This window comes from Parasediminibacterium paludis, from assembly GCF_042651445.1.
Lineage (GTDB): Bacteria > Bacteroidota > Bacteroidia > Chitinophagales > Chitinophagaceae > Parasediminibacterium > Parasediminibacterium paludis.
In genome coordinates this window covers 249,098-270,112 of the sequence record NZ_JBHSDC010000029.1, presented here as the reverse complement: position 1 = coordinate 270,112, position 21,015 = coordinate 249,098, and the positions used below count along the sequence as shown (strand labels likewise).

The following is a 21,015-nucleotide window of genomic DNA, read 5'->3' as shown; positions in this document are numbered from 1 at the left end:
ACAAATGCGGTTGTGTATTTTCTAATACACAACCGCATTTTATTGTCACTATTACCTTTTTGTGGTTATGCATCATTAGCCCAAGTTAGTAGCAAGGGAATCTGCCACCTGATTGTGTACTAGCCGACAGTTTAATCAATGGCTTAATTTCTTTCTACAGGATCTGTTAAACTTACCGCATTTCTATTGGCTTTTACTGCCAATTTTATCATCACAGGATATTTATTAGAAAATTGAAATAAGGCATTGATCACTGGCGTTGGGGCAGCGGTATTAACGGTAGGAATGGATGCATTGATATCCACGCCCAATCGGTTGCCATCATTACCGATGGTTTGATAAGAACCAGGGATATAGGTCATATAATTAGATCCCTTAATAAGCCATGGTGATATAAAGATATGGTCATACCAACCTTTGGCGCCACCGCTGGTACCACAAGTATTTGGAATACTTGCTGAAGCCCTAGTAGACGTGGTAAGATAAGGCGCAACAGAACTGGGCGCTAAATCCCAATTGCCAGGGTATTTTAATAATCCGTCTGGGGCATAAGGCGGGTCGCTCATAACGGTGGTACTATCTGCACCAGTAACAATGGTTTGATACCCTGCTTCCAAACTGCTTGCTGTATTAAAATCGCCCATATTAATTAGATTAGGAAAATATAAAAATTTGGTACGTAATGCCGTCATTTCCTGTGCCACTTGTTGGTCTCTGATTGCACTAGACGAGCCAGATTGTGTATGATTCAATACCACATATAGAAAAGTAGTATCGTGTGTAATGGATAGGTTGACATCATTGTAAAACAATTTATAGATATTAAAATCCGTCACATTAGTCACCAAGGTTTGCGTTTTTACATAGCTAAGTTTCTGCTTGTTATAAAACAGAATATTCATGTTTTTACCATTGCTCGCATTTGTTGGCGTAGCATACGCATATTGGTTCGGGAATACGGTATTTAAGCCATTATTCAATAATTCATCGGCTACATTACCAAATGCGCCTGCCACTGGGTAAAATGCCTCTACTTTTTCACAACTCAAAATATCTGGTTGTGCATATTTCATAATGGTTTGAAAATAGCCATCTAATACAGGGGTGGTACCTTGACAGCCATCGCCGAAATATAAAATATTATAGGCCATTACGCGTAAAGTATCCCATTTAGCCACCGTATTTGGAAGTGGGGTAGTGTCAACCTTATTTGGCTGCGTACCACCATTATTGCTATTATTTTTTGAACAGGACAACAGTATGCCAATACTTAGAAATAGCAGTATTGCAAGGGTTTGATAGATTTTCATAACAAAATAAAATAAGCGTATTTACAAAAAAACATCGAAGTAAACCTTCGATGTTTTTTAATATAATTGATTTACTAATTAGTGTTGGTTGCCTCTACCGTTGGTTTGGTAGCAGCCTAAATCTGCACCCGGCGGTGTTACTTCTGAAGCGCCATATACTGGATCTACAGGTACTACTACTAGAGGTACAATGGTTGTGTTACCTTTACCAATTAACGGCGAACCTGGTTGCAATCTAAAGTTGGCATTACCAATAGCAGACACTGACCAAGGCGATACAGGCTCTGGTAAAGGAAAATTAACAAACTGTGGACTCAATACCTTTACTACTGGTGTACCATCGTAGGTAGCGCCATATGTATAATTAGCAGGTAAATAAGTAGATGGCAACGGTAAATCTGTAGGTTGTGGTCTTGTACAAACAGGACCAAACGTAAAGAACTGGTTGGCAATACTTAAAGAATCGGCGTATTGGTAGTTGTTACCATAGGTAAGATTTGACGTATCGGCCACTGGATTGTTTACTACGCGGTAACCTACACGGCAGTTAACAGCCACATTATTAAAAAATGCGCCTTTAGAACCTTCTTCAAAATTGATGCAAGAACCTCTTTGACCAGGTATTACTTGCAAACCACCGTTTACGAATGTACTGTTGTACATCACAATATTTGTTTGTTGCGCACCAATAGGTTGTCCTTTATTGGATGCTTTTTGACCATTGTAGGCTGTACCAATAAAGAAGTTGTAGGCCATTGTACCCACGGTACCACCTTTTACGTTTACGATGTCACCACCAGTACCACCACATTTCTCAAAAGTGTTACGGAATACATGTATTTTACCATTAGATACCCTGATACAATCATCCGTTCCACCCCATAACCAACTATCTTCTAAAATAAAATTACCATTTGGATTTTGGAATAAGATACAATAAGAGGTACTTGCTTTTTGATTGACAGCAGGGCCAACAACATTTCCATAAGCTGCACCAGCAAAGTCAATATGCGTCCATTTGATAATCATATTGGTGCATGATGTATCGCCGATAATACCTCGCCAAAAACCTTTGTGGGCACTATCCGATGCCAAAGGAATACCCGGTGTTGCATCTTTTATTTGACCAGCTACAGTAAATGTATTGGGTTGTTCTTTCGTACCCAAACTGATAAAAGAGCCTCTTACTACTATCCCTGCACTATTGGTTGATATAATTTTCACACCTGGCTGTACCAATAAAGTATCGCCTTTGTTCACATAAACATCACAACCCAAGGTATAGGTTTTACCTGTTAACATCACCCCTTTAATAGAACCACACAATGGTGCGACATCACTCACGGTAGAACCCGCTGGTAATATGTATTTATAGATATTAGAATCGTCTTCTGCTAGTTTCTTACATCCAGAAAAAATAGTTCCAGATAATAAGATACAGATTGGTATGATTAATTTTTTCATAACGTGTAATATTATTATAATTAATGTTTGTTAAAATTTGTATCTAAAGCCACCTAAGAAACCAAGTTTATAGCTGTCTCTTTGTACAATAGTATAATTCGCATTGGTTTGGTAAGGAATGGTATAACCACCTGAGAACGATTGATTGATGACAGAAGGCGCTGTTTTTAGATATAGTCTATTTGGTTCATTGGTTAGATTGTTAATCTTCGCATAGAAAGAAAAGCGTTTTGCCAATCTTTTTTCGAATGATAGATCCAATGAGCTAAATGGTTTTTGCCAAGTATCTAAATTATAGTATTGCGATACTTGCGCAATACGATCACCTGTATATGAGAACGCAATTTGAACATCTAGACCAGCTTTTGGATCTTTATATAAGAAAGACAAATTACCTACGTGGTCTGCTTGTCCTTGTAATGGTCTTGTTTGAGATACCACATCTGTGGTAACACCAGTACCAGCCACATAATGGTAAAATAATTTATTAGTGGTAACTTCAGAATGGGTGTAAGTATAGTTAGCAGATACACCAAATTTACCGAAGTATTTCGTAAACACAGCTTCAAAACCATAGTTCGTAGCATTATTCGCATTACCTGGTTGAATAAATAAAGCACTTGGACCACCATTTCTTGTTACAAAATATTCAATTGGATTTTGTAATTGCTTATAAAAAGCACCTAATAATAATTGGTCAGCATGACCTGGGAATAATTCGTAACGTAAGTCTAGGTTATCGGCTTGTACGTGCTTTAAATAAGGATTACCAATTTCATCAAATTGCTCACCTGGTAGAATATAAGGCACTAATTCACCAAAGCCTGGACGGCTGACAGATTTAAAATAAGACAAACGGATGTTTTGATTCGCTTTCAATGCATATTTCAAGTGTACACTAGGTAATAAATCAACATAACTAATGGTGCCATTTTTAGCATCAAAGGTTGAAGGCATTACCGTTGTATAATCTTGTTGTGTATTTTCAGCTCTTAAGCCACCCAATATTTGCAATTGTTTTAGCAACATGAATTTAGCTTGTATATAAGCAGCAGCAATATATTCATGCGCTGTGTAGGTATTCGCATTCACTGCAGTTACGGCACCAGTACCATTAGCAGCGGGGCTAAATGCCAATCCTATTTGATCGATAGAATGGAAAGGCTGAACGGTTGTTGAAATGGCTTTCAAGCTATAATCATTGTAAAAATTATCTCTTGTTTTCGCTCTGTACAAACCACCCGTTTCAAATTCAACTTTTGTATTTAAAATAGTAGGTGTGTAAGTAAGGTTTACATAACCTGCATAATCTTGGTCTTTATTGCGCTGCCAAATACGATGCATGCCTGTACCATAAGTTGTAGAATCTACTCTGGTAACTTTACCGCTAGGGTCTAATATTACATTCGCATTAAAGTTATAGCTGGCCATATCTGGCACTTGGCTCTTAGCAATTGAATAAACAGCACTCCAGTTTAGTTTTACAAGACTAGACAATTGGTGGTCACCTTGCAAAGTTGCATTGTAAATATCTTGTATTTGCCATCTGCTTCTATAAGATACATCTACCGATCTACTAGCTGCTGATGAATTGGTACCTACGGTAGTATCAGGCGTAAATCTTGTTTGGTATTCATTTTGGTGAACATATAGATTGAACAAAGCAATTTTGTTCTTGCTGTTGAACACATAATCTATTTTATTTTGAATACCAAATCTGTTGGTTTGCGTAGAGTATTGACGCTCATAAGCATCTGTAAATACTGGTGTATTGCCTGTAGGATTGTAACCTGGCTGTGCACTTTGTATTAAGTTTTGAGAATTGGCGCCTTTATAAAAATTTTGGTAACTAGCAGAAACGATTACCCCTAATTTTTTATTCAAAAAACGATCACCGATCGTAGCACCCATGGTACTATTGACAGGATAAGATCTGTTGGTATAGTGTACATTGTTTAAAGGGAAATCACCTGCTGTACCAGCATAATTATTACCTCTGATTTCCGAAGGAGATAATTTATTAATAGTACTGTGGTCGAAAGCGGTAAATGGTCTAGATGACGAAAATAAAGTTGAATAACCGCCAGAAACATTGGCGCTGAACAAGAATCTATCAGGTGCACTTTTCATTACTAAATTCATCGTACCACCAATCGCATCACCCTCCATATTCGGTGTTAATGCTTTGATCACTTCCAATCTTTCAAGCATTTCAGAAGGGAAGATATCCATTGGAATAAAACGGTATTTGTCATCTGGACTAGGAATTTTAATACCGTTCACCAATGTATTATTATAGCGTTGCGCCATACCACGGATAATGGCATATCTACCTTCACCGCTATTGTCTCTTTGTATGGTTACACCACTTACACGTTGTAAAGCGTTCGCCACTGTAACATCTGGTAGTAACTGGATGGTTTTTTCTGATAAGATATTCTGAACGATATCGGAATTCTTTTCAATATTTCTAACAGCGTTATCAGAACGCTTGTCTGCAGTACCTACTAATACTACTTCCACCAAAGATTTAGCATTGGTTAGCAACTGAAAATCTGGTACTACTGTGATACCTTTTTCTTTTACTACAACGGTTGTTTCTTGTGGCGATTGGTAGCCCACGATAGATACTACTAGTGTATAAGTACCTGGGGTAACAGCTTTAATGGTATAGCTACCATCAATGTTTACGATAGCGGCATATTTTGTATTTTTCAATACAATATTGGCACCAGCTAATGCCTCGCCAGTATTGCGGTCGAACACTTTTCCTTTAATGGTTTGTGCAAATGAAGCACTTAATATACCAACGATTAAGAAAAGCGTAAAAAGGGTTTTGACAAAAAAGAGTCGATTTGCTTGCATAGATTGCTTTGTTGTTACGGTGCAATACTATGTTTTAAATAAAATTCGCAAGAATCGTTCACCGAACTTAACTATTAGGTAATAATAATATCACATAAGCTTAACAAACGGTTGAAATTTGGCATCAACAATGCGCTCAGGCTGGTTTAAATGGTATTTAAAATTAACTTGATGGTAGCTTTTGTTTTACGATAAGTGCAGTAATTACTACGAATTTTCATCAATTGCTGCCATTAAATACTCATCATTTACTATATTTTATCTAACAGTCGCTGCAAAGCGGAAAGGGACTGGAGAGATTTTCACGGTAGATAAGCAGTCAAAAATATTTTTATCAGCCTAGAACAAGAATGCCCATACAACGTCGGTTGTATGGGCATATTACGACCATATTCCTATTAAGAGAATAAGTATTCCACATCTTCTCTTGTAAGGCTCTTCACAAAGCCGTCATCATCGGTGATGAGGTCTCTCGCCAAGGCTCTTTTACGTTCTTGGAGTTTTAAAATCTTATCTTCTACGGTATCGGTACAGATCATGCGATACGCAAATACGTTTTTGGTTTGGCCAATACGGTGGGTTCGGTCAATGGCTTGCTGTTCTACCGCAGGATTCCACCAAGGGTCTACAATGTACACATAATCTGCCGCTGTAAGATTTAAACCCACACCACCCGCTTTGAGTGAGATTAGGAACACCCGACATTCTTCATTGTTTTGGAAGTTTTGAATGGCTTTCTCACGGTCGGTTGCAGAAGTGCTACCATCAAAATATTCGTAAGCTACCCCAAGTTCTTGTAAGCGTTGTTTGATTAAAGCGAGCATACCCAAAAACTGTGAGAAGACCAATGCTTTGTGGTTGCCAATATTTTCAGTGATTTCACGACCAATTTCTTCAAGCTTTACCGACACATTCGGATAGCGCTCTGGCTCGTTCATGATATAAGGGCTATCACATATTTGACGCAGCTTCATTAGGCCTTGCAAAATGGTTAATTGCGATTTGCCAACACCTTGTGCATCTACCGTACCTAAAATTTTCTCTCTAAAATCGTTTCTAAACGCATCGTATATTTTACGTTGCTCATCGCCCATTTCGCAGAAAAGCACCATTTCTTGCTTCTCTGGTAAGTCTTTTGCCACTTGTTCTTTGGTGCGGCGCAAAATGAAAGGATATAATAGCTTACGCAAATGTTCTTTCTGTTCTTTCTCGCCAAACTTATCGATAGGCACAGCAAATTCTTGTTTAAAGAATTCTACACTGCCAAGCATGCCTGGGTTTAAGAAATTCATTTGGGCAAATATGTCGAATGTATTGTTTTGTAGAGGCGTACCACTGAGGCATAAGCGGTTTTTGGCGCGTAGCAAGCATGCCGCTTTGGCTACTTTACTGCTTGGGTTTTTAATCGCTTGGCTTTCATCTAATACCACATAGTCGAGGTTCATATCTACAAACTGCTTAATATCGCTACGTAGGGTACCATAAGTGGTAATAATGACATCAATATGGTCTTGCTGTAAATTTTCACGCAATCGGCTACCGCCGTGGTGAATATAAAAGGTGAGGTTGGGTGCAAATTTGCTGATCTCATTTTGCCAGTTATACATCAAGGTAGTAGGACATACTACCAAAGCTTTCAGTGAGCCTAATTCTTCTTTTAAGTGGCACATAAAGCTGAGGGTTTGTATGGTTTTACCAAGACCCATATCATCTGCCAAAATACCGCCCCACTGCACTTCTCGCAAATAGTTTAACCACTGAAAACCGCTTTCTTGATATGGTCGTAAAATGGGTTTTAAGTGGGCTGGCGGCTCGATATCTTTAATGGCATAATTCTCTTTTAGCTTTTCGTATTTTTCTTCTAGCTGAAAAAATAATTCTTCCTCGTTGCGCTCGTTGTAGAGCTCTTCAATTACACTAAAATGGTATTTACTCAGTTTAATGCTAGTGCTTTTACCCTCCCCTACTCTAAATAAGAGCGCATATTTTTTGATCCATTCTTCAGGCAAGATACCCAATGTGCCATCTTGTAATTGTACGTACTGTTGCTTATTGACAAGGGCTTGCTTAATATCGTCTACCGTTACTTGTTGTTCGCCAAAACTAATTTGGACTTTGGCATCAAACCAATCGGTATTGCTACTGATAAATATTTTGGTAGAAGGCTTGGCCGTATTGAACCTAAAATGCTTCAAGGCATCAAAGCCATACACGGTTACATTCATGTCTTTTACCGCATCGATAAACAAGAAAAACCAATTGTTCTTTAATACATCAGCACCTTTAAGGGCAAGTGTATAATTGTCTGCCGGGCGAATAAAATTAGAGTGTAGATTTTCTATTTTTTGGATAAAGTTTTTCTCTGCTTCTACATTGCGTTGAATCACCAAAATTTTATCGGCAACTGGCAATATAATCTTGTCTTTATCCGTTTGTCTGATTTCGTAGCCTTTGTAGCTAAATACTGGTTCTAATACCAGATAATCGCCCTTCTCTTTCAAGAGTATTTTACAGTCTGGCAATACATCCCGTATCTCTTCTTTTTCAAGATTACCAAAATTGACATTATAGTCTTTCGTTAATGGTAAAATAAACGCTTGCAATTCGTTGGCCCAATCGGCAGCATCAATGACCAACTTACCGGTAGGCAAAAATTTACTTACCACTGAAATGTCTTCACTTCTGTTCCAAGTAAAAAATTGGTTGTGGTATTGAAACAACATCACACCAGCACATTCATTTTCGGTGATATTTAATTCTGCCGAAGGCAATTTTACATTGCACTCAACTGTGTATTTCCCTTCCTCATAAGTTACGGCAAACGTAGGCAAGATGTTTTCGGCTGAAAACTCTGCTAATTCAAGGTTTGCGGTGGTAAAGCTTTTCTTAAAAGGGAGATAAAACACAAAATTACTACCAGATAAATCGGCCAATAATTTCTTATACTTAGGTTGTAAATACTCGTTAATGAGGTTGCGGGTTTCTTCGGGCAATTCATCGGTATGCTGCTGTACAATATTTTCCCAAATACCACTAAAAGGCGAGTTGCGGTTCAGGTATTTATTAACTTCTACAGGCAATAATTTCCGCAATAGCTGTACCATCATTTTATCATCTTCATTAAACACGTCGGTGTTGATGAATTTGTTTAAATCTAGTCTCTCTACCTTACTTGTGTATTTAGAAAAGTCTTCGTCTGTTTCGCCTTGAACCGCATCTATTTGTATGAAAGGATATTGCTGTTCGTTGGTGGTCATTACAACCCCCAACTTAAATGCAGCTTTATTTGCCAGCACTTGTTCCTTAATTTCTGTGGCTTCAAAGGCTTCATTGGTGGCATCTACTTTGCTTTGTGGCTTTGGTACTTCCTCTACCACGGTTGGTTTTACATCTACGGTATTGGTTACGGTAATCACGCGTTTGATAGAAGTATCTAATACACGCAAAAATGGTTTGCCATCCGTGTAGGTAAATTCAAACTTACCTTTTAAATCGTCGCTGAGGCTGTAGCCATAAATACTCAATAATTTATTTTTAACAGCGTCCCAATTGCGGATGGTATCGAAATAATTCGCGCCCTTGGCTTTTAGTAATTGTAAAAACACAATGGCTTTATGGACACATAAGGGGTGTTTGGTATCGCTATTACAAGTACAGCTCGTATCAAAATTGCGCTCTTCATTTTTCAGTAAAACGAGGTTGTACACCGTGCCGCCCATTTCTACATTAGCGGTTACCCGTTCGTCTTTGGCGCTGACTATTTTGGCTTTTTTATCTTGTAAAAAATTCTCGGCCGTGATAAAACTTTCTGGTGATGAGAGCATGCGGATCATCTTTAAATCCAGCATTTTCATTTTTACCACAGTATGCTTTTGATCGTATACCAATTCACGTTCGCCCAGCATGTTTTTATCCAGCATTTCTTGCAACGTAAACAGGGTGCCCGCTTTGTGGCGGCAAATTTCGCTGAGGTTATAAGGACAAGTACAGCGCAGTTTTAATGTAGTAGGATCTTTAAACTGCGATACATACACTTTGTAATAAGTAGCATAGCTATCGTCTTTCACCCGAAAATTGACAGATGCCATTAACTCATCGTACTCTATTAATTCTACATTGCCCAAAGCATGTATTTTCTTGCCACGACGAATTACTTCTTCCGAACCATTGTTATAAATATGTTTAACGAGATACGGTAAAGCCATTTTTTTAGTTGATAAGATTGATGTTTTGCCTAGCTAAAACCAGGCAGCCTGCGAAAAATGCAATTTACAAATGTAAAGGAATGATAGTGAGAGTATAAAGTATTTATTATTGGCTGTGGATGAAATGTTTGTTAATTATGTCATTTTTAGGGTATTTGTAAGCCGATTGTTCACAAAATACGCTGCCAATTAGGGAAGACCACTAATCAATTAAGCAAACAAATGTGTGTCCATAGTGTTACATTTGATTTTCACAGACAAATTAATGTATGAGCCAAACATTTCCATTAACAGGTATTAGTTCCGTTGCTATTCATGGTGCAGACAATCACCATGCCGAATCTTCACATGTCACCCCTATTTACGCCACTTCTACCTTTACATTCGATACAGCAGAACAAGGTATGGAGCGCTTTGCCAGCCTTGATAAAGAAAAAATATATAGCCGTTGGGGCAATCCCACTTTTAAAAATGCGGAAGAAACCATTGCGGCGTTAGAGGCTTTTGGGCTAACCGATGCAGCGGGACAACCTTTGCAGTTAAAAGCTTTGTTACACGCTAGCGGACAAGCAGCGATGGCTACTTTATTTTTGGGCAATTTACAAAGTGGCGATAGTATATTATCACATTTTTCGTTATATGGTGGCACTTACGAACTCATGCACAAAGTATTGGCGCAAAGCGGTATTAATATTATCATCGCCGATTTGCGTGATTTAAATATTGCCGTAGAGACTATCCAAAACAATCCATCTATTAAGTTGGTGCATTTAGAAACACCCGCTAACCCAACCATTCAATGTGTAGATATTGATGCGATTACCAAGCTAGCAAAAGCACAAAATATGCTCGTAAGTGTCGATAATACTTTTGCCACGCCTTATTTGCAACAACCGTTTAAATATGGCGTTGATTTTGTATTTCACAGCACTACCAAGTTTTTAAATGGTCATGGTACGGCTATTGGTGGCGTGCTTATTGGTAAAGACATTGAATTGATGAAAACCAAAATGTGGAAATGGCATGCCTTATTGGGAGGCAATGGCAATCCCTTTGATGCCTATTTACTAATTACTGGCATGAAAACCTTAGAACTCCGCATGGAGCGCCATTGTAGCAATGCCATGATTGTGGCTAAATTTTTAGAGCAACATCCTGCGGTAGCGCAAGTGAATTATAATGGTTTAACCTCACATCCCGATTACCATTTGTGTCAACGACAAATGACACATCCTGGTGCTTTGATGAGTTTTGAGCTAAAGGGCGGTTTAGATGCGGGTAAACAATTTATTGATAAATTACAAATGTGTGTGCGGGCTGTTAGTCTAGGTACTGTAGATACATTATTATCACACCCAGCAAGTATGACGCATTTTAGCGTACCAAGAGAAGAACGTCTTAAATTTGGTATTACCGATGGCTTAATCCGTTTAAGTGTTGGTATAGAAAACGTGGCTGATATTTTAGCCGATTTTGAACAAGCATTGGCATCATAATGGGTAAAACAGTAGCAGTGGTTGGGGCAGGCATTAGTGGATTATCTACAGCTTATGTTCTAGCCAATCAAGGATTTCAAGTAACAGTATTGGCAAAGGCTTTTTCGCCCCATACCACTTCCAATAGGGCCGCCGCCTTTTGGTTTCCTTACCATGTTCGTGGCGACCAAAGAGGTATTGGTTGGGTAGCAACAAGTTATCAATACTTTAAAGATTTATCGGCAGACCCAGCAAGTGGTATCAGCTTTATCAAAATCGTCAAGGGTATTAAAGCGGGTATAGTGGATGATGCTAATTGGATCGAGTTTATGCCGCCCAATACCTGTACAGAAGTACCTAGGGAACAATTGCCAACCGGCTACCAACAGGGCTTTCAAGCCATGGTGCCCTTGGTAGAAACACAATTGTTTTTACCTTATTTACAAGGTCTGTTAACAGACAAAGGCGTTGTGTTTAAAGAGGCAACAATCACTAACTTAGCTACGATAGCTACCGCCTACGATGTGGTGGTCAACTGTGCAGGCCTAGGTGCTGTTGACTTATGCAAGGATAACCATCTTTTTCCTGTTCGTGGCCAAGTATTACTTGTAGAACCAGGTTTTCCAGATGCTATTTTTCTAGATAATCATACACCCACTTATATTGTACCTAGGCAAGACGCCACCATTATTGGCGGTACTTATGAAGAACATGTAGGCGTTGAAACTACCGAGCCAGACACTTTGCAACAGTTATTGGTGAAAGCCAGTAATGTATTTCCTGAATTGCAACACAAGCGTATTATCGGTAGTTGGGCAGGCTTAAGACCATTTAGAGCCACGGTACGCTTAGCGCAAGAAACCGATACCAATATCATTCACAACTATGGCCATGGGGGCAGTGGTTTTACCTTGTCGTTTGGCTGCGCCGAAGCGGTATTGCAATTGATGGAGACCCCTAACCCTTAAAGGGGATACTGATAACTATCCTCTCATAAACAATTCCTGTAATAAATATGACACTAAGAAACGCAGTAAAAGCAGATTGTCAAAGACTTTTGGCCTTGATTCAAGAATTGGCGGTCTATGAAAAAGCGCCTGATGAAGTGATTGTGACGTTGGAACATTTTGAAGAGAGCGGTTTTGGGGCTAATCCTGTGTGGTGGGCATTTGTAGTAGAAGATGAACAAGGTGTGGTGCAAGGTTTTGCGCTGTACTATATCCGTTATAGCACTTGGAAGGGCCAATGTATTTATTTAGAAGACTTATTGGTTACTGAGCAAATGCGCGGCAAAGGCCTAGGCAAGTTATTGTTTGAAGCCGTAATGCAAGAAACGAAAAACAGAGGTTTTAAACGCATGTGCTGGCAAGTGCTTGATTGGAACGCGCCTGCTATTAATTTCTACAAAAAATACAATGCCACTTTAGATCCTGAGTGGATGAATGGCATTATTGACTTTTAATATTATAAGCCTAATTTTTCTATTGCGGTTTGTGCCGCTATTTGGCTAGCGTCTTTTTTATTAAAGCCTTTACCTTGGGTAATGATTTCCCCATCAATCACTGTATTGATGATAAAAATGCGCCTACCACTTTCTAGTTTTTCTTCGGCCAAGTCAAACGTCAACACTTTGCCATTTTTACTGGCCCAGCCTATGAGTTTGTTTTTCAGATTGATGTCTATCAATTCTAAATCATCCACAAACATATGTGGGATCACAATTTGCTTTAACACCCATTGCTGCGTTTTGCGGTAACCTTTGTCTAAATAGATAGCACCAACAACGGCTTCTAGTGTATTACCAAAAATTTGGCTGTTACGCAGCGAATTATCGAATTTATTAAAAAGGGTTATCTTCTTTAACCCCATTTTCACAGCAATATCGTTCAATTGTTGGCGATTGACCATTTTGCTGCGCATTTCGGTTAAGAAACCTTCGCCTTTATATGGGTATCTTTTAAATAGATAGTCAGCTACGATAGCACTTAATATCGCATCGCCTAGATATTCTAAGCGTTCGTTATTTTCTTCAGGGCTATCTTTTACGCTACGGTGGCTAAGAGCGGTGTAATAAATACCCATATTGGTAGGCTTGATGCCTAAGGTATTTTTTACATTCTCTTCAAATGATTGGGTGGTTGATTTTTTAAGTAATCTTTTGAGTATGTCCACCACGTTATGCCACGTATTTTTTAACTATTACACAAGCATTATGACCACCAAAACCAAATGTATTACTCAAGGCAGCGTTAACAATACGTTTTTGCGCGGTATTAAAAGTAAAGTTCAGTTGGTTATCCAAATCTGGATCGTCGGTAAAATGGTTAATGGTAGGCGGTACGATATCATGTACCACACTTTGGATACAAGCAATGGCTTCTATCACCCCTGCCGCACCTAAGGTATGACCGGTCATCGATTTGGTACTACTGATATTTAATTGATAAGCGTGTGTACCAAATACATCGGTGATGGCTTTTACCTCAGCCACATCACCTAGTGGGGTAGAGGTACCATGTGTATTGATATAGTCAATTTCTTCTGGTTGCATGCCCGCATCTTTCAAGGCGGCAAGCATCACGTTTTTAGCGCCCAATCCTTCAGGATGTGGGGCTGTTAAATGGTGCGCGTCGGCAGTGGCGCCGCCGCCAGCCACTTCACAATATATTTTGGCACCGCGTTTAATAGCGTGCTCATATTCTTCAAATACTAATACACCCGCCGCTTCGCCCATTACAAAGCCATCACGGTCTTTATCGTAAGGTCTGCTAGCCGTGGTAGGGTCATCGTTGCGTTCGCTCATGGCCTTCATGGCGTTAAAGCCACCCACCCCTGCTTCGCAAATCACCGCTTCTGCGCCGCCACATAAAATCACATCTGCTCTACCTAGGCGAATGGTGTCTAATGCAGATACCATGGCATTGGTACTGCTTGCACAAGCACTTACCACTGCGTAGTTAGGCCCTCTAAAGCCATGGCGCATCGATATTTGCCCCGCGGCTATATCTAGAATCATTTTAGGGATAAAGAAAGGATTGAAACGTGGCGTTCCATCCCCTTTTGCAAAATTCATCACTTCTTCTTGGAAGGTATTAATACCACCGATGCCACTTGCGAAAATGACACCCACTCTATCTACATCTACATTTTCTTTTGAAATGCCACTATCGCTCACTGCCATATCGCTTGCAGCAATGGATAATTGCGCAAAACGGTCCATACGTTTGGCTTCTTTTCTATCCATGTGGTTCACAGGATCGAAACCTTTTACCTCGCAAGCAAACTGTGTTTTAAACTTTGCAGCATCAAATAGTGTAATCTTATCAGCACCCGACACGCCGTTCACCAAATTACGCCAGTAATCATCTAAATTATTACCTATTGGTGTTAACGTACCAATACCTGTTACTACAACTCTTTTAAGTGCCATATTGGGAAAGCCTTTAAGTTAGAAATCCGCCTTACCTTGGCTTAAACCTAAGTAAGGCGGATTTTAAATTATTCTTTAAGAAAAGCGAGTGAAAACTACTTAGCGTTTTCTTCTAAGTAAGCAACTGCTTGACCAACGGTAGTGATGGTTTCAGCTTGCTCGTCTGGAATTGAAATGTTAAATTCTTTTTCAAATTCCATGATTAATTCAACGGTATCCAAAGAATCGGCACCGAGGTCGTTGGTAAAAGAAGCTTCTGTGGTAACTTCTGCTTCGTCAACTCCTAATTTATCAACGATAATTTTTTTCACTCTTGTTGCGATGTCTGACATTGTAATTATTTTTTAGTTACGGGTGCAAAAATATACTTTTTGGTAAAACCGCAAGTTTTTAAATGAATTTTGTTTGAGAATGGGAAAATTTAAGGTGGTTACTAACATCAAAGGGATGCTTTATGCCCATTTTTGATGCAAAATAGCATTAATAATCAATTAGTTACTCGTATTTACTGGTAAAAACGCTAGGGGTAACTTTTATAAAAGTTACCCCTAGCTGGTTGTTATTGTAATGGATTTTGTAATTGGTAAAAGCGGTTTAGTTGATTTTTACGAAAACATCTTCTACAAAATTGGTGGTAATTTTTACCTCTTTTGTTTGTACAATTTCGTCTTTATCATTTAAAATAGTAAACGATAATGCTTTAATATCACCTACTTCTGGCAATTGTACTTTTTTGTAAAAGACTTTGTTTTTGTAAGATTGTTCAAATAATACAACACCATTACCATCTTTAATCACAAAATAGAAGTACTTACCACTGATATTATTGTAGCGCACATCAAATTCTAAACCGTCGGTGGTATTACCTACATATTTAAGGTCTAGTTTAGGAGCTGACGCGCTATCTAATACTGTGTTTGGAAACTTGGTCGCATTGATGGTAGTAGCTTTTGCTTGTACTGCGCAGCAAAGGGTGATTACTACCATGTTTAGGACGATGATTCTTTTTGCGATGTTGTTGAATGTTTGCATGTTCATAACTGTTTCAATTTAAAAAATTAATAATAAAATTGTTATTCACAAGCCAAGCAAAAGGGTAACATTATGGCGGCGCAAACGTGGAATTAACAGGTTTCTTTCATTGCTAGCAGACAAGACATATCGTTGGAGAGAGGGAAAAAAGTTTTTTACATCTGCTAATGATACCCTTAATACCCGAGTAGGCTAAAAAGTAACCCAAAGGATTTGGCAAATTTTCGCAAACAGTTCCGTAACAGCATTTTAACATACCTATATTCAGGTACATACAATTGCTATTACTATCTAAATACACTCGTTTTTTCTCAAAAAAGGGGACTACCGTTTACGCCAACTAGCTAAAAATAAAAAGAGAGGATACATAAGCAAAAAGCCTATATATCCTCTCTTCTATCATTTACGCAATTCTAAATACTTAAGCAGGCTTATTCAATATATTCCAAAGGGCATCTTTTAGTTCTAGCAAGCCTGTATTGGTCACCGAAGAAATAAAATAATGCGGTACGTCTGTAGGCAGTTCTTTACTAATAGCGGCTTTTAGTTCTTCATCTAGCATATCGCTTTTACTCACGGCTATAATAAAATCCTTCTCAAGCATCTCCTCGTTGTACTCTTCTAATTCATTTAATAATACCTCAAACTCACGCTTATGGTCGTCACTATCGGCAGGAATTAAAAATAACAAACAGGCATTACGCTCTATATGACGCAAAAAACGATGCCCCAAACCCTTCCCTTCTGCGGCGCCTTCAATAATACCTGGCAAATCGGCAATACAAAAGCTTTTACCATCACGGTATTCTACCATGCCGAGCTGCGGCACCAAGGTGGTAAACGCATAATTGGCTATTTTGGGTTTAGCCGCTGTAATTACTGATAATAAAGTAGACTTACCCGCATTTGGAAAGCCCACCAAGCCCACATCGGCCAATACTTTTAACTCGAGGTTTTTATAGCCCTCTACGCCAGGTTCGCCGGGCTGTGAGTGTTCCGGAACTTGGTTGGTAGAAGTGGCAAAATGTTGGTTGCCCCAACCACCACGGCCGCCACGCATCCAAATAATTTCTTGTCCGTGTTCTAATACTTCCGCTTCAATCTCTCCAGTTTCTTCGTCACGTGCAATGGTACCCAAGGGCACATCTATATAAATATCATCTCCATCTTTACCTGTACAATTGCTCTTGCTACCATTTTCCCCGTTTTGTGCCAATACATTTTTATAATAACGCAAGTGTAATAAAGTCCATAAATTGGCATTGCCACGTAATATAATATGCCCACCACGACCGCCGTCACCACCGTCAGGGCCACCCATGGCCGTTAGTTTGTTGCGCATAAAATGCGTTTGCCCTGCACCACCGTGCCCACTTCTAGCGAAAATGCGGATATAATCTATGAAATTCTTTTCTGACACGTATTATAATAATTTAGTAAAGCGTTTGCAAAGGTAGCGTAAAACTAGCCCCCTCAATCCACCAAAGGGGGAAATAGTGCAAGCACACCGATTATAAGACAAGATAGTTCAAAGAATAAGGGATTCAAAAATTCTGCATTTATTTGTCAAATCAGCGAGCGACATATGCTACATTTAGTACGCATGGCCTCAAATGCTATTTTGTGTATCCCTGTGCCCTCGTGCCTTTGTGGTAAATAGATTGCAGTACAACTGCCGGTATTATTTATTACGCGTCGAACGCATGGCCTCAAAAGCTACTTTGTGTATCGCTGTGCCCTCGTGCCTTTGTGGTAAATAGATTGCAGTACACCTGCTGGTATTATTTATTACGCGTCGAACGCATGGCCTCAAATGCTACTTTGTGTATCGCCGTGCCCTCGTGCCTTTCTGGCAAATAGATTACCATACACTTGCTGGTATTATTTATTCTGCATCGAACGAACGGCGTCAAATACTACTTTGTGTATCGCTGTGCCTTCGTGCCTTTGTGGCAAATAGATTTCAGTACACCTGCGTGTATTATCTATTACGCATCGAACGAACGGTGTCAAATACTACTTTGTGTATCGCTGTGCCTTCGTGCCTTTGTGGTAAATAGATTTAAGTAAACCTGCGTGTATTATTTATTACGTGTCGAACGCATGGCCTAAAAAGCTACTTTGTGTATCGCCGTGCCCTCGTGCCTTTGTGGTAAATAGATTGCAGTACATCTACGTGTATTATCTATTACGCATCGAACGAACGGCGTCAAATGCTACTTTGTGTATCGCTGTGCCTTCGTGCCTTTGTGGTAAATAGATTGCAGTACATCTGCATGTATTGGCGAATTCTGCGAGCAAGTTCAAACAAGCGCGGCGCTAGAAGCACATTTCGCCTATTTTCGTTGCTGCAACTAAATCAGATTGTCAATGCCACTAAGTAAAATTGCAGGGATCGGTATGTATGTCCCTAGTACTATTGTTACCAATAAGGACCTCACCAAGTATATGGATACCAATGACGAATGGATACAAGAGCGCACTGGTATTAAAGAACGTCGTTATGCCCACCGCACTGAAGAAACCACTACCACCATGGCGGTAGAAGCTGCCACCATTGCCATCCAACGGGCAGGCATCACACCCCAAGACATAGATTTTATCATATTCGCCACTTTATCGCCAGATTATTATTTTCCAGGCTGTGGGGTATTGGTACAACGTGCCATGCATATGAAAGAAATTGGCGCTTTGGATATTAGAAACCAATGTAGTGGCTTTGTGTATGCGTTAAGTGTGGCCGACCAATTTATTAAAACGGGTATGTATAAAAATATCTTGGTAATTGGTAGTGAAAAACACTCTTTTGGGTTAGATTTTAGTACAAGGGGCAGAAATGTGAGTGTGATATTTGGGGATGGTGCAGGCGCCGTAGTGTTGCAACCCACCGAAGCAGCCAACCAAGGGATTTTAAGTACCCATTTGCACAGCGACGGGGAGAGTGCTGAAATATTGGCTATGTACAACCCCGGCACCCATGCCAATCATTGGGCGGCGAAAAACTACGCCACTTTTCCTGAAGCAGAAATTGGTGAAATGTTTATGAGCCATGAGATGATTGACTCGGCACAAAACTTTCCATATATGGATGGCCCAAGTGTGTTTAAAAAAGCTGTGGTGAAATTTCCAGAAGTGATTGTAGAAGCTTTACAAGCCAATGGTTTACAACCGAGTGATATTGATATGCTGATACCGCACCAAGCCAATCTACGCATCGCCCAATTTGTGCAACAGAAGCTTGGCTTACGCGACGACCAAGTATTTAACAATATTCAAAAATACGGCAATACCACAGCTGCAAGTGTGCCTATCGCTTTATGCGAAGCCTATGAGGCGGGTAAGATTAAAGCGGGTGACTTGGTATGTTTGGCTGCATTTGGTAGTGGGTTTACTTGGGCTAGTGCGTTGTTGAAGTGGTAGGAACGTTTCACTAGGCGGTTTTTCACCACATAGGTGTTTTTTTCACCACATAGGCACAGAGACACATAGAAAGAAAGAAGATTTTACCACAACGGCAGGATGGCACAAAGAGGCACAACGAGACCCCCTCATTCACCCAAAAGGTGTTTAAATGAGAATTCACCACATAGGTGTTTTTTCACCACGTAGGCACAGAGGCACATAGAAAGAAGATTTTACCACAACGGCAGGACGGCGCAAAGAGGCACAACGAGACCCTTCAGCCCCCCTAAAGGGGTTTAAATGAGAATTCACCACATAGGTGTTTTTTTCACCACATAGGCACAGAGGCACATAAAAAGAAGATTTTACCACAACGGCAGGACGGCGCAAAGAGGCACAACGAGACCCTTCAGCCCCCCTAAAGGGGTTTAAATGAGAATTTCACCACATAGGTGTTTTTTTCACCACATAGGCACAGAGACACATAGAAAGAAAGAAGATTTTACCACAACTGCAGGACGGCACAAAGAGGCACATAGAGGCCCCTCAGCCCCCTAAAGGGGAATTTTTACCACAAGGGGATGAAGTTCGCAGAGATACAACGGCTCAAAGCGGTTTCGAATGCACTTTATGGAGATTTATGGGTATTTACGAGTAATAATACGGGTATTTATTGTAGTTTTGGGTATTTATGGGTAATATTATGGGTATATGCATATCGAAACAATCCAAATAACGCCAGAGATTTTATCACTTATTGCTGAGATAGATGAATTTAAAGGCGCATGGAGGGCTTTGGGACAATTGGCGCCAGAGACATTAACCTCATTAAAAAGGGTAGCTACTATTGAAAGCATTGGTTCTTCTACCCGCATTGAAGGTAGTAAACTGAGTGACCAAGCTATTAGCCTATTACTGACTAATCTAGACGTTCAAAAGTTTACAACCAGAGATGAAGCGGAGGTAGCAGGCTATTCTGAAGTCATGACGATTATCTTCCAGAATTATCAAGACATTCCCTTAACAGAAAACTATATCCAGCAGCTTCACAGGATGCTACTCCAATATAGCACAAAGGATAATTGGCATAGCGGCAGCTATAAAAAAACGTCTAACCATGTTGAAGCATTTGACCAAGATGGCAAAAGTATTGGTGTGATATTTGAAACGGCTAGCCCTTTTGAAACGCCTATCCGAATGGCACAACTCATTGAATGGGCGAGACAGTGTTTTGCAGACAAACAACTACACCCACTTTTAATTAGTGCCATTGTCATTGTTACGTTCTTGGCCTTACATCCATTTCAGGATGGCAACGGTAGATTATCTAGAGTGTTAACTACCTATTTATTGCTCAAAGAAGGGTATCAATATGTACCCTATAGTTCTTTAGAAGCGGTCATAGAGCAAAATAAGGAAGCCTACTATCTTGCATTAAGACAAACGCAAGGCACACTACAAACCGAAACACCAGATTGGCAACCTTGGCTGTTGTTTTTTTTGAGTGCATTAAGACAACAAAAGCAAAGACTGGAAAACAAGATTGCAAAAGAGCAACTGTTGATGGTACAATTGCCGCCACTGTCATTACAAATTATTGCGCTCATTCAATCAAGAGGTAGTATCACCAATAGTGATATTGTAGCCATTACCAATGCCAATCGGAATACTGTTAAAAAACATCTTGAAACGCTTGTCGCGAAACAATATATCCAAAAGAACGGTCAAGGAAAAGCTACGTGGTATTCAGTTATCCTTAAATAAGGATAAGTGTTTTTTTCACCACATAGGTGTTTTTTCACCATATAGGCGTTTTTTTCACCACATAGGCA

The 21,015-nt window shown here is 39.7% G+C and carries 14 protein-coding genes; 5 read left to right on the top strand and 9 right to left on the bottom strand.

The window, feature by feature from the left end; all coding sequences use genetic code 11:
* Positions 1 to 143 precede the first annotated feature (143 nt).
* The 4 genes from ACFOW1_RS15000 to ACFOW1_RS14985 form a co-directional block, all read right to left on the bottom strand.
* Positions 144 to 1,310, bottom strand: a complete 1,167-nt coding sequence (locus tag ACFOW1_RS15000; RefSeq protein ID WP_379015394.1) for a hypothetical protein — start codon at positions 1,308 to 1,310, stop codon at positions 144 to 146.
* A 78-nt stretch (positions 1,311 to 1,388) separates the two neighbouring features.
* Positions 1,389 to 2,774 (bottom strand): hypothetical protein, encoded by a 1,386-nt coding sequence (locus ACFOW1_RS14995; RefSeq protein ID WP_379015393.1) that lies wholly within the window; start codon positions 2,772 to 2,774, stop codon positions 1,389 to 1,391.
* A gap of 30 nt (positions 2,775 to 2,804) precedes the next feature.
* Positions 2,805 to 5,639, bottom strand: coding sequence for a TonB-dependent receptor (locus ACFOW1_RS14990; protein ID WP_379015391.1), 2,835 nt, complete (start codon positions 5,637 to 5,639; stop codon positions 2,805 to 2,807).
* A gap of 398 nt (positions 5,640 to 6,037) precedes the next feature.
* Positions 6,038 to 9,844: a DEAD/DEAH box helicase gene (locus ACFOW1_RS14985; protein WP_379015390.1), complete on the bottom strand. Its 3,807-nt coding sequence runs from the start codon at positions 9,842 to 9,844 to the stop codon at positions 6,038 to 6,040.
* Positions 9,845 to 10,113: 269 nt separating this feature from the next.
* On the opposite strand from ACFOW1_RS14985, the gene ACFOW1_RS14980 reads away from it, so the two are divergent.
* Genes ACFOW1_RS14980 through ACFOW1_RS14970 form a run of 3 tightly spaced genes read left to right on the top strand, consistent with a single transcriptional unit; the run spans position 10,114 to position 12,781 of the window.
* Complete coding sequence (locus tag ACFOW1_RS14980) at positions 10,114 to 11,340, top strand: trans-sulfuration enzyme family protein (protein ID WP_379015389.1); 1,227 nt, start codon at positions 10,114 to 10,116, stop codon at positions 11,338 to 11,340.
* Positions 11,340 to 12,287 carry an FAD-dependent oxidoreductase gene (locus tag ACFOW1_RS14975; protein ID WP_379015387.1) on the top strand — a complete coding sequence of 316 codons (948 nt, stop codon included), beginning with the start codon at positions 11,340 to 11,342 and terminating at the stop codon, positions 12,285 to 12,287. Before ACFOW1_RS14980 ends, ACFOW1_RS14975 begins: the two co-directional genes overlap by 1 nt.
* 47 nt (positions 12,288 to 12,334) lie before the next feature.
* A complete protein-coding gene (locus ACFOW1_RS14970; protein ID WP_379015386.1) occupies positions 12,335 to 12,781 on the top strand; it encodes a GNAT family N-acetyltransferase in 447 nt (148 codons plus the stop codon).
* Between the two features lie 2 nt (positions 12,782 to 12,783).
* Here ACFOW1_RS14970 and rnc read toward each other — a convergent pair whose 3' ends face one another.
* The 5 genes from rnc to obgE all read right to left on the bottom strand — a co-directional run bounded on the left by rnc (position 12,784) and on the right by obgE (position 17,201).
* Entirely contained in the window at positions 12,784 to 13,494 is a 711-nt protein-coding gene (gene rnc, locus ACFOW1_RS14965) for a ribonuclease III (RefSeq protein ID WP_379015385.1), read from the bottom strand.
* 1 nt (position 13,495) lies between these two features.
* Positions 13,496 to 14,749, bottom strand: a complete 1,254-nt coding sequence (gene fabF / locus ACFOW1_RS14960) for a beta-ketoacyl-ACP synthase II (RefSeq protein ID WP_379015383.1) — start codon at positions 14,747 to 14,749, stop codon at positions 13,496 to 13,498.
* Between the two features lie 95 nt (positions 14,750 to 14,844).
* A complete protein-coding gene (locus tag ACFOW1_RS14955; protein WP_379015382.1) occupies positions 14,845 to 15,081 on the bottom strand; it encodes an acyl carrier protein in 237 nt (78 codons plus the stop codon).
* A 262-nt stretch (positions 15,082 to 15,343) separates the two neighbouring features.
* Positions 15,344 to 15,787, bottom strand: coding sequence for a hypothetical protein (locus tag ACFOW1_RS14950; protein ID WP_379015380.1), 444 nt, complete (start codon positions 15,785 to 15,787; stop codon positions 15,344 to 15,346).
* A gap of 415 nt (positions 15,788 to 16,202) precedes the next feature.
* Positions 16,203 to 17,201: a GTPase ObgE gene (gene obgE / locus ACFOW1_RS14945; RefSeq protein WP_379015379.1), complete on the bottom strand. Its 999-nt coding sequence runs from the start codon at positions 17,199 to 17,201 to the stop codon at positions 16,203 to 16,205.
* 950 nt (positions 17,202 to 18,151) lie between these two features.
* Between obgE and ACFOW1_RS14940 the strand changes: the two genes are divergently transcribed.
* Both ACFOW1_RS14940 and ACFOW1_RS14935 read left to right on the top strand, forming a co-directional pair.
* Entirely contained in the window at positions 18,152 to 19,201 is a 1,050-nt protein-coding gene (locus tag ACFOW1_RS14940) for a 3-oxoacyl-ACP synthase III family protein (protein WP_379015377.1), read from the top strand.
* A gap of 693 nt (positions 19,202 to 19,894) precedes the next feature.
* Positions 19,895 to 20,947: a Fic family protein gene (locus tag ACFOW1_RS14935; protein WP_379015376.1), complete on the top strand. Its 1,053-nt coding sequence runs from the start codon at positions 19,895 to 19,897 to the stop codon at positions 20,945 to 20,947.
* Positions 20,948 to 21,015: the final 68 nt, after the last annotated feature.

What these genes read in the sequence shown, in the direction of transcription:
- ACFOW1_RS15000 (WP_379015394.1), bottom strand. Translation starts at nt 1,310, where the DNA reads ATGAAAATCTATCAAACCCTTGCAATACTGCTATTTCTAAGTATTGGC.
- ACFOW1_RS14995 (WP_379015393.1), bottom strand. Translation starts at nt 2,774, where the DNA reads ATGAAAAAATTAATCATACCAATCTGTATCTTATTATCTGGAACTATT.
- ACFOW1_RS14990 (WP_379015391.1), bottom strand. Translation starts at nt 5,639, where the DNA reads ATGCAAGCAAATCGACTCTTTTTTGTCAAAACCCTTTTTACGCTTTTC.
- ACFOW1_RS14985 (WP_379015390.1), bottom strand. Translation starts at nt 9,844, where the DNA reads ATGGCTTTACCGTATCTCGTTAAACATATTTATAACAATGGTTCGGAA.
- ACFOW1_RS14980 (WP_379015389.1), top strand. Translation starts at nt 10,114, where the DNA reads ATGAGCCAAACATTTCCATTAACAGGTATTAGTTCCGTTGCTATTCAT.
- ACFOW1_RS14975 (WP_379015387.1), top strand. Translation starts at nt 11,340, where the DNA reads ATGGGTAAAACAGTAGCAGTGGTTGGGGCAGGCATTAGTGGATTATCT.
- ACFOW1_RS14970 (WP_379015386.1), top strand. Translation starts at nt 12,335, where the DNA reads ATGACACTAAGAAACGCAGTAAAAGCAGATTGTCAAAGACTTTTGGCC.
- fabF (WP_379015383.1), bottom strand. Translation starts at nt 14,749, where the DNA reads ATGGCACTTAAAAGAGTTGTAGTAACAGGTATTGGTACGTTAACACCA.
- ACFOW1_RS14955 (WP_379015382.1), bottom strand. Translation starts at nt 15,081, where the DNA reads ATGTCAGACATCGCAACAAGAGTGAAAAAAATTATCGTTGATAAATTA.
- ACFOW1_RS14950 (WP_379015380.1), bottom strand. Translation starts at nt 15,787, where the DNA reads ATGAACATGCAAACATTCAACAACATCGCAAAAAGAATCATCGTCCTA.
- ACFOW1_RS14940 (WP_379015377.1), top strand. Translation starts at nt 18,152, where the DNA reads ATGCCACTAAGTAAAATTGCAGGGATCGGTATGTATGTCCCTAGTACT.
- ACFOW1_RS14935 (WP_379015376.1), top strand. Translation starts at nt 19,895, where the DNA reads ATGCATATCGAAACAATCCAAATAACGCCAGAGATTTTATCACTTATT.